Consider the following 329-nt stretch of genomic DNA (forward strand, 5'->3'; position numbering starts at 1 on the left):
GTATTATATGAGTTAACAACATAAATCCAAACCAACTGTTTTTGTCCTTGTTTATTGATTCTTAGGTTTTTGTCAGTTCATATGCACGGGAGATAACTAAAGGAAAAAGATCTCCTTCCAAAATAACAGCCCATTGACCATCACCAAAACGTTCAACCCTATTAACATCCATTAATACATTACACAGATCATCAGCAGATGCCGTGGTTATGTTGGACATAATATTCTTTATTTGTCGAGGATCGTAAGCAATTTTTCCCCATGGAGGGCAACAAAGAGCCCTCATAAATTTAGAGATAACTGCTGGATAGTTGGGATAACCACTAGAT

General features: G+C 36.5%; 1 protein-coding gene. It reads right to left on the minus strand.

Annotation, left to right across the window (positions count from 1 at the left end; genetic code table 11):
- Positions 1 to 61: 61 nt before the first annotated feature.
- Positions 62 to 329: hypothetical protein (locus tag AAEZ00_RS20780; protein WP_351089771.1), on the minus strand; the 268-nt coding region annotated here is incomplete at its 5' end.

The sequence above is a fragment of the Shewanella sp. S1-49-MNA-CIBAN-0167 genome (assembly GCF_040310145.1).
In the GTDB taxonomy this organism is placed as follows: Bacteria; Pseudomonadota; Gammaproteobacteria; order Enterobacterales; family Shewanellaceae; genus Shewanella; species Shewanella psychromarinicola.